The sequence below is a fragment of the Nostoc sp. FACHB-888 genome, assembly GCF_014696655.1.
GTDB lineage: Bacteria > Cyanobacteriota > Cyanobacteriia > Cyanobacteriales > Nostocaceae > Nostoc.
Genome location: NZ_JACJQM010000354.1, coordinates 1 through 2,778 on the forward strand (window position 1 = coordinate 1; position 2,778 = coordinate 2,778).

Annotated in this window: 2 protein-coding genes; both read right to left on the reverse strand. The window is 39.2% G+C overall.

Translation table 11 applies throughout. The features are described from left to right. Positions 1–390 (reverse strand): GAF domain-containing protein (locus H6G26_RS40680; RefSeq protein WP_190737706.1); only part of this gene is annotated, 390 nt, incomplete at its 3' end. Positions 391–1,081: 691 nt separating this feature from the next. Then, positions 1,082–2,778, reverse strand: a 1,697-nt coding sequence (locus H6G26_RS40685; RefSeq protein WP_190737707.1) for an ATP-binding protein, incomplete at its 5' end; no start/stop codon positions are given.

The following is a 2,778-nucleotide window of genomic DNA, read 5'->3' on the forward strand; positions in this document are numbered from 1 at the left end:
GCGCCCTCCCTGTGTATCTTGTAAATAAGTATCGACAATTGGAGGAATAGATAAATTTTTCAAGCTACATTCACTGATATTTTCTACTAATTGTGGTTGATGCGCTTGCTGCCCAATTAGAGGCAACCACCCCTGTGCTAAGGATTCAGAGACAACTTTTCCACTCCAATCTGGGTTGAAACGATATAAAATTACACGGTCAGAGTTGAACAATTGCCTAATTTCTTGAGTAGTTGTCTGAAAAATATATTCTAAGTCAAGAGATTGACGGATTTTTTCAACGGTGATAGCGACAATCTTCTGAGAATCTGCTACTCTGAGTGTTTCTATTTGTAGTAATTCTACAGGCTGAGTCCTGGCTTTTTCTAAGTAGTTATCAGGATTTAACATAATTTTTAATAAGAGTTTAAGGTAATTAAAAACTAGTCTAGTATAAAGTTTAAAAAAATCATAAAAACTACTTACATCTTTCGTAAAAAAGTAAGATTTATAGCTAGGACTTCAACCATTAATAGTCTCCTGAAATTAGGCCAATAGTGGTTATAAAAATTCCCATGCTTAGGGCAAGAGCATAGCCATATTTAATTTTGTTGCTAATACTCGTACCACTAGTTATCCTCAAGAACCATCTTTGGAAGTTTGGCTCAATGACGACATCGCTGGAAGGAAACTGGTGGCAAATCTGAGCCTTGATTCTGAGAAGCCATAATCATACTAGACGCAACAATAATCAACTCTTACCTAGAGTTCCCTTGTTTTGCTTCAAAATTAAAATTTTGCTGGAAAATTTTAGTAGAATCGACTCAGTAATCAGAAGGGAATTCTGATTCCTACTCTCTGTTACGACTAGAACTCTTGCATAAATATTTTGTGGTATCATTACCCCTACAAGGATCTTGCTACGCGCAGCATCTCCAAGGGTTAAGAGTAAGGGTTGAAGGCCCACACCAAAATATTTGATTTGGTGTCTTGCAATTAGTGTAGGCTTCTCTGCGAGACGCTGCGCGAACAGACCTAAACTAATTGTAAACTTTCTGCCCTCTGCCTTCAGCATAGCTGCCTTCTTCACTCATTTTGTTTTTTATGAATGCTTTAGGGGAATTGTAATTATAAATTCTGTACCTTTATTAAGAGAGGAAATACATTCTAATGTCCCCTGATGTTTTTGAGTAATTATTTGGTAACTAATAGATAAGCCTAAGCCTGTGCCTTTCCCGACTGGTTTTGTGGTAAAAAAGGGGTCAAACAGTTGCTTTTGAATATTTTCCGGGATACCACGACCATTATCAGCAATAGAAATAATTACTAATTGCTGGTCAGCAATGAAACTAGTACAAATGCAAATCTGGGGAGTATTAATGTTTTTTTCAGCGACTATCGATTCTTCTAAAGCATCGATTGCATTTACAAGAATATTCATAAACACCTGATTGAGTTGTCCAGGGTAACATTCTACCAACGGTAAATTGCTGTATTTCTTGATGAGTCTAATCGCTGGATAATTAGCTGTAGCTTTGAGGCGATGCTCTAAGAGCATCAAGGTACTATCAATACCCTCGTGAATGTTTACCGCCTTCATGTCTGCCTGATCTAGGCGGGAAAAGTTACGTAAAGATTGTACAATTTCTGTAATTCTTTCAGCACCGATTCTCATAGAAGTTAGTAACTTTGGTAGGTCTTCTATTAAGAAATCAATGTCTATGGCTTGTGCTTGGTTTTGGATTTGGGCTACTGGGTTAGGATAGTATTGCTGGTATAGTTGCAGCAGTTCAAGTAAATCTTGGGTGTACTGATTGGCAGGGGTTAAATTACCATAGATAAAATTCACGGGGTTATTGATTTCGTGAGCTACACCTGCTACTAACTGCCCCAAACTAGACATTTTTTCGCTCTGCACCAGTTGGGATGCTAACAGCTTTGCTTCTTGTTGTAATTGTGCTTGTGATTTTCGTAATCTTTCCTCTGCTTGTTTGCGTTTAGTAATGTCGTGGAGAATAACGACATATTCTTGAAAATCTTGATGCGGTCGGTCGGAAATAGAAATTTCCAAAGTTTGGACACCAGCTTTGTGGAACAGGGTGTGTTCACTTCGCTTTGTCCATTGGTGTGGATAGTCAGGAAATCCAAATATCCATTTACTGAGGCGATTTCCTAGCAACTCAAATGGTTTAATATCAAAAATAGATTCAGTTGCTGGGTTTGCTTGCCTGATACTACCCTGCTCATCCAAGACCAAAATACCATCTTGGGCAACAGTAAACAGGTGTTCGGCAGCTTCTCGTGCCTCTGCAATGGCTACTACTTGGGGTAAGGTTGTCCAACAGGCTATAGCTACTCCTATAAATGCCACTGTCATCAGCAACACAACGAATAGATTTTCATCTGTAGCTTTTGTCGCCGTGTTAAGCTTCGCACCAAATAACCAGCCCGTTGTGACTGCACTGCATATTAAAATAATTAGGATGCTTACCTGGAGTATGACAGAATCCTTAATAATTACCGAAGAGCGTGCGCGGTAATGTCGCCTCCACCAACTTAAATGAAAAGGCGGGAAGTTAACGCGGCGGATTAGCGCATCAATTCCGATAATCCCAATTGGAAATACTAAACCAATCAGGAAATTTATCCAACCCCAGGCAACCCCCCCTACCAATAAAACCACAATTTCTAACAGCAAAATGCCCAAAGATATTCGAGGAAACAAAACTTCTGGACGATTGCGCCCCAACCAAAGCCCTAAATGCAACAACATAAAGGAGGCAAACCAACCGATATTTC